Consider the following 6,850-nt stretch of genomic DNA (forward strand, 5'->3'; position numbering starts at 1 on the left):
TCTATAGTTTAATAAGGTTTACAAAAATAATTTACTTTTCTAGAGTAAATTGAAAACTAACAATACCTGCGAATCTGATTTAAGGGTTTCTTTTGTGAATAAGGAATCATTCCCTCTGGATCGTAATAACCAACAGAAATTAGCATTACCACACGTTCGTCTGGTTCTAAATTAATTAGTGATGTCATCTGACTTTCTTGTGGGTCCAAATCAGGCCAGTTGATCGGACATGAGCTTAAACCTAAAGTCTCCAATGCATACATAAATGTCATAGAAGCAAGAGAGGCATCAATATAAATAACATGACGATCACGTTCACTCACATAAGCCCTTAATTTACCAATCACAACAATAATTGCTGGGAAGTTATGGTGAAAGCCTGCTGTACCCATGGGGATGGCAGCTACTTTCTGCACCATTTCTGAATCGTCAAAGATACGGAATTCAAATGGCTGACGATTGCAAGCACTGGGTGAAAGAGTAGCTGCCATAATTGCTTTGTCAATTAACTCTCTTGGTACTGGTTTTTGTAAATACCAACGTACTGAACGACGTCTAATAGATAATTCCATAAACTGTTCATAGTTGACTGGAGGAAGTATACTTGGGTCTCTCTTGTAAGGAACAAATTGTGTTTCCCCATTAATAGCCTGAAAACTGAAAAATTTTGTTTTAAGTGGATCAATTATCGGGTGAAAGCCAACAACGCTGAAATATTGCTTTAGTACATCATGTGCCCATTGTAATTCTAACGTTCCATTTTTATCCCTGACAGCAAGAGCTTTTTCGTAGAGATTTAATGTATTTTCTATGTACGTTATGGCAAATATATTTCGCCTGGGTTTCATAATTAATCCCTTTTCCAAGCGATGAATATTGCGCCTTAGCAAGAAGTTACTATCTTTGCCTAGTTTGAGATTTTCGTAAAATTTCAACTTCCCGTAAATCACGCCATATTGTTCTCGCCAGAAAGCCTTTGACACAATGCTGTAGTATAGCCAACTAGTCCATTTAGAGTAGACCCACAAACGTAAGCTTAGCTCTGTGAAAAATGCTTGTAGTTTTTTAATTTTAATAATTCCACTTCTGGGAATTAATTTTTTAGCTACATTTATTAGTATACTGGTCATTTTTTGTCTATAAAAATATACAGGTAAATCATTACTTATTTTTGGTTATCAATTTTCGTTTTTTTCAGTAATAATCTTATGGGAGTAATCAATGCAAGTGTCATCATATAACCAGAATTTAAAGTTTTTTTATGAACAAATAGCGCTAAGTATGAGGAAGTAGCATAAGACATTACTGTTGCTATAGCTGCTCCGATCCCTCCATAACTAGGAATTAAAAATAAGTTAAGAATGATATTTACAATTGCTCCTAAACCGTGGGTAACAAAGGAAAATATAAATAAATCTTCAGCTATCAACCACTTACTTAATGCCGAACGCATAAAAATAAATATACTTGCCCAAATATGTATTGAAAGAATCAATCCAGATTCCCGATATGCTTCTCCATACAAACTTGTCAATAGTGGTGTCGCAATCAAAGTCGTTGGGATGACTATGACCATTGCACCGCAGGCTAATAAATCATAGAGTTGTTGTTGTCTAGACTTATATATTTTTGTACCTTGTTCTTTACTTTTGAGTAAGGAGGGAAATATAGAAGAAGCAATCGCCTCTGGAATAAAATACCAAACTTCAGAAAGTCTAACAGCTACCGCATAAATTCCTACTGTCGCTGTTGTACTTAATTCTCCCAACATTACTTGGTCAATTTTGAGATTGATGACTGCCCCAAAACCCGAAATTATTAGGGGCCAAGATTGGGAAAGTAGAGTTTGGGCACAAGAAAAATTTAAACGCCACTCCATTATTTTGCCGCCACGGATACGATATGCGATCACTAAGTTAATGCCCAAAAGAATAATTTCTGTAGCGGAGACTATTATAAATGTAACTAAGGGGGCTTTAGTGGCAATGAGGAATATTTTGGCTACCGTACCTATAAGCAATGTGGCAGTCCTAGAAAGAACGACATATTTAGATAAAACCTTTGATTGGAACCAAAAGTCTATGACTTGAAAAGCACTAAATAAATTACCTACTGAAAGAATCAAAATTAATACTTTGATCAGTTCGTCTTCTGGGCGTAGTAACCAGTAACTACCAACCACTAAAACCAGACTGATACAACTTGCTACTAAACGCAAGATAAATGCGCTCCCCAGAATCTCTTTGTCTTCTTGAGGATTGCGAACTATATCCCGTGTCACAATTCCGTTTAGTCCTAAGGCAGATATTGGTCCAAACAGCGATATTAGGGATAAAACATAATTATAAGTACCAAAATTACTAGGTCCTAAGTATCTTGCTAGCCAAATTCCTACTAAGAGGTTAATACTCATCCTCAATGCAGACTCTACTAAAAGCCACCCTGCATTACCAAGTATTTTTTGTAACCCTTGTTTATTGTTTAGCTTATTTTTGATGGGGTTAGGTAAAAACCTAATCCACGCTTGAGATTTCATAATCTAACTTATGATGGTAAGATTTTGCTTATTTCAATACCTTTGCCAAAATAGGAGCCTAAAAAAATTGTGGTAAAAATGGCAAAAATACCCATATATTAGTGTTTCACTTATAAGATATTCTGAGTTCTTAGAACCTTTATACTGTAAGCAACACGTTAAAAATAGCTTTGCGTAAAACAGTGAAGGAATTTTTAGGACTTGTTGTTTTTGCCAAGCGTCGGAGAAATGGGAGTTTACACATCAACTCACCCTCGTAAATTGGCGAAGGTATTGTTATTTGGCTTCTAATTTTGTGATTACCTAAATGAACCAAAGTATGTGAGTGCATAAAATAAAATGAAATATACCAAGATACTTTTTTCTATCACTGTGATCATTCGATGCTTTGTATGAAATATTTTTAAAAAGTAATAGACACGATAAAGAAGAAACTTTAAATAGATAATTCTTTAAGTTTTACTGTTAATAAGTGTCGTAACCAACTTCGCACTTTGGGAGGAATAATCCACATTCCAATGCATAAGAGAATATCTTTTGATTCTGGTTTACCACGTTTAATAGCTTCCACTAATAAAATCCAAAACACTCTGATATTTCCTGAACTTGCTGCTCTAGCACTAACTTCAGTCAAAATGAATGATGAATAAGCTCTTGGTGTTACCAAGCCCAAGTCTAGTTTGTCTCGAATCCAATTCAAAGAAAATTGCCATTTACTACTTTTACTTAAACTTGGACGTGCTTCTTCCAGATGCCATATCGATAATACTTGCTGCACAAATTCCACACCTACTCCTTTTTGAGTAATTACTCGTAAAAGCCAGTCCCAATCATCATGCCTCTGGATGTCTGTATTAAAGGGGACTTTATTTAGCAGTTCTTTAGTAGTAAAAATTGTCGAAGTATGGATTAATCCTTCTCCTTGAAAGCCAGTATTACGAACAAACAAATATTCACTTAGAGGTTCATTCTCTTCAGGAATTCTACGAGGCCAAATCCCATCTCTTTTTGGCGTCCTAACAGTAATAAACGATGTAATCACAGGAAGCTCATATTGAGAATTTTGTCCGGCTTCTAACTGCAATTCCAACTTATTAAATAGCCACTCATCATCGTCATCTAATAAAGCTATCCATTTAGCTATAGCAGCCCTTACCCCTGCATTACGAGCCGCACGACTACCTTGATTTGTTGGCAGTTCAATTACTTTAAGGCGGGTATCTTCTATATTTCCGAGAACTTTACTCGTTTCTTCATCTGGACCATCCATGACAACGATAACTTCTATCTGGTCAAGAGTTTGACTCAAAGCACTTTCAACCGCTCTTTTGACTAATTGCGGTCTTTTATAAGTAGGTATAACTACACTGACTAAAGGTTGCAACGGAAATTTCTCCTACTCAAGAACAATAAATGTATGTCTCAGTTTTTACTTGATAATATTTTGTTTTTGCCAAGAGAAGCTCCAATAACTAATTTTGCTAATGGTGACAAACCAACGGAAATAAGAGTCAACAGCGCTCGTATATCTCGATAAAAAATCGATTTGTCGTAATTTAAAGCCTGCTCAATGAAATCACCTGCTGGTTTTATATCACCACTTTGAAGGCATAAGCGCGCTAAGTAGCGGTACATATAAGCATAAGCAGTTGGTAACATAGGCTCGATCAAGTCTGGCGAACGTTGATAAGCAGCTTTGATTACTTGTTCCCCGGAAATTTGCATTTGTACTGTATTAAAGGATAGCCCAGAAGGACGAACACGATAGTTGCATAAAATACGCTTTTCTCTATAAAAACGCCATTTTTGCAATGCAGCTATGCGTAACCAAAAATCCACATCTTCCCAGCTACGTAAATTTTCATCAAAATCGCCGACTTCATCGATTAAACAACGACGAAAGACTGCATTAGAACCGTGTCCGACGAAATTTTTGCACAACAAAGCTATTAAGGTATTAGAGCGTACTGGTTTACCACTTAAGGTGATAAATGTTGGTTTCCCATCGTCGCGAATTGCTCGGGAAGCACTATAAACAACCCCAATATCATTTTTATGATATAGTCTAGCAATATGAGTTGCTAATTTATCTTTGTGATAAGTATCATCACCATCGAGTAGAGCAATATATTCGCCTTGTGCATGACGCATTCCATAATTGCGTGCTGACGACAAGCCTCCATTGGATTTTTGCAATAACTTAAAGCGAGAATCTCGCTGACAAAATTTTTGTACTACAGTTGGAGTATCATCAGTTGAACCATCATCTACTATCAAGGCTTCAAAATCTATAAATGTTTGTGCCTCTAAAGAAGCTAAAGCTTCTTTTATGTACTTACTAACATTGTAAGCAGGAATAATAACACTAACTTTTGGTACTCTAGACATTATTAATATCCTTTAAATATTAATCTATAAAAATTCACTATTACCTACAAACTTAGTAAATTTTTGATCTAAGACGCCCAAGATGCTGCTATCTTCACACATGTCAAATTTTCTTGCAAAATGAGCATCACTTTGCATAATTGATTCATAATCATTTATTGTTAAAATTTTAGGGCGTCCATTGGATGTTTGAGAAAAATCTATATAACGCTTGTTATCATTACACAAATTAAATTTTTTACTATTGACTAATATTGTTTGTATCAGAGATTCATCTGGCAAGCATACTCTTTTATAATATTCAATTACTTCAGGATGATTCTGACAAAAATCATGTAAATATTCTACACATCTTCTAGATAAAGTCATAAAAAAAGAACCACCATAGCAAATAAAATCATCATTGAATATTTTTTGGAATAATGATAAATTTCTTAAACCTAACATTTCATATGCCAAATTTATTCTAATACCAGGTTGTACATAGTTAATTAATTTTGTTGGTAAAAGTAATTTTTTTATCCAATTTGGATATTTATTCAGCATATCAAATGCCTGATATTTAAATAAATAACGGCTTTCACCTTCTTGTATACTCCAATGACTTTCTGAAGAAAAAACTTTGAAGTATTCTATGAAAGCATCATAATTAGTTTCCGACAAAAAAGATTCGATTTCTGAAATTGGTTTAACCGGATAATCTTGCCCAGATAGGTTAATCAACCAGTCATAGCTTACACGGTTATCAATTAACCATTTCATCGCTTTTAAATAAGATTCAATCAACAGAAAGGTTCCACGTCTACCCTCAATATCGATCACCTTAGAACAAGAATATTTTAAACTTTCTACGTCTAAATCAGAACTAGAAGAATCATAACTCAATATTATCTCGTTACTAGTATTTGATTTTTTTATATATTCAATCAAACGATAAGTTTGCTCGTTAGTTTCATGAATACGTATAAAATAAAAAAATTTCATTTTTTATCAATTAAATCATAGCTTTATGATATCAATAACTATGATTTGTTGATTGTATACCAGTTCTTAAAAAGTATAAATTTATAAATAATAGTGAGTATCCACCTAATAGAAAATATAATTATTTAGTTTCAATCAATACTTTATAGCTTTGGTGTGATTTTTACTTGTAGTTTAAATTTATTGAGTCTTGCAAAAACAAGATGCAGCATAAAAGCTGGATTTCCTAGTAAGTAACGAACAGCAAGGCGTTTAGGTTCACGTAATAGGCGATATAGCCATTCAAAGCCAGCATTAGATATTATGTGGGGACAATTAGGAACAATTCCAGCCATGCGGTCAATAATTGCTCCACCAATCATAATTGTATTGACTTTTAGACTCCCACAATGTTTGTGCACCCAATTTTCTTGAATTGGCATTCCCATTCCTACCAGCAAAATATTAGGCTTGATATCATTGATTTGCTCAATTATAGCTTTATTTGCTTCTGGATCTTCTTTGTCAAAATACCCATGGTGTCCGCTAAAGTAAGCCTTAGGATACTGATTTTTCAAATTATCAATCGCATTTTGTAAATATTCAAGTTTTCCACCCAATAAAAATATTGATAATTCGTGTTGGTTGCAAATTTCTAGTACTTTCGGCATTAATAGAGTATAAGAAGCTCGATAATCTAAGGGCAAATCCAGTCCCATTAAACTGATTGCTTTTAATATTCCTACACTGTCACATATAGTAATATCTGCATCTTGTAAAAATCTATAATACCAAGGCAATTGCATCGATAAGTTAAAACCATGGATATTATAACTTGCAAGAGTTATTTTCTGATTTTCGATACATGCTTTTTTTATTGTTTCAGCAATTGAAGATACATTCATGCAATCTATTCGTCTTCCTAATAAATATACACTCAAAGCTGTTGTTTCTTTAGGAACA

The 6,850-nt window shown here is 34.1% G+C and carries 6 protein-coding genes; all 6 read right to left on the reverse strand.

Annotation, left to right across the window (positions count from 1 at the left end):
• Nucleotides 1–56 precede the first annotated feature (56 nt).
• Nucleotides 57–1,130 (reverse strand): nitroreductase family protein, encoded by a 1,074-nt coding sequence (locus QNJ50_RS22070; protein WP_300639523.1) that lies wholly within the window; start codon nt 1,128–1,130, stop codon nt 57–59.
• 35 nt (nt 1,131–1,165) lie between these two features.
• On the reverse strand, nt 1,166–2,536 hold the full coding sequence (locus QNJ50_RS22075; RefSeq protein WP_300639526.1) for a flippase: 1,371 nt from the start codon (nt 2,534–2,536) through the stop codon (nt 1,166–1,168).
• 436 nt (nt 2,537–2,972) lie between these two features.
• Entirely contained in the window at nt 2,973–3,920 is a 948-nt protein-coding gene (locus QNJ50_RS22080) for a glycosyltransferase family 2 protein (protein WP_300639529.1), read from the reverse strand.
• Between the two features lie 38 nt (nt 3,921–3,958).
• Complete coding sequence (locus QNJ50_RS22085; protein ID WP_300639532.1) at nt 3,959–4,924, reverse strand: glycosyltransferase family A protein; 966 nt, start codon at nt 4,922–4,924, stop codon at nt 3,959–3,961.
• Between the two features lie 24 nt (nt 4,925–4,948).
• Complete coding sequence (locus QNJ50_RS22090; protein ID WP_300639535.1) at nt 4,949–5,908, reverse strand: beta-1,6-N-acetylglucosaminyltransferase; 960 nt, start codon at nt 5,906–5,908, stop codon at nt 4,949–4,951.
• Between the two features lie 143 nt (nt 5,909–6,051).
• A complete protein-coding gene (locus QNJ50_RS22095) occupies nt 6,052–6,828 on the reverse strand; it encodes a WecB/TagA/CpsF family glycosyltransferase (RefSeq protein ID WP_300639538.1) in 777 nt (258 codons plus the stop codon).
• Nucleotides 6,829–6,850: the final 22 nt, after the last annotated feature.

Origin of the sequence: Mastigocoleus sp. MO_188.B34, from assembly GCF_030065675.1 — a bacterium.
GTDB lineage: Bacteria > Cyanobacteriota > Cyanobacteriia > Cyanobacteriales > Nostocaceae > Mastigocoleus.

What these genes read in the sequence shown, in the direction of transcription:
- QNJ50_RS22075 (WP_300639526.1), bottom strand. Translation starts at nt 2,536, where the DNA reads ATGAAATCTCAAGCGTGGATTAGGTTTTTACCTAACCCCATCAAAAAT.
- QNJ50_RS22085 (WP_300639532.1), bottom strand. Translation starts at nt 4,924, where the DNA reads ATGTCTAGAGTACCAAAAGTTAGTGTTATTATTCCTGCTTACAATGTT.
- QNJ50_RS22090 (WP_300639535.1), bottom strand. Translation starts at nt 5,908, where the DNA reads ATGAAATTTTTTTATTTTATACGTATTCATGAAACTAACGAGCAAACT.
- QNJ50_RS22070 (WP_300639523.1), bottom strand. Translation starts at nt 1,130, where the DNA reads ATGACCAGTATACTAATAAATGTAGCTAAAAAATTAATTCCCAGAAGT.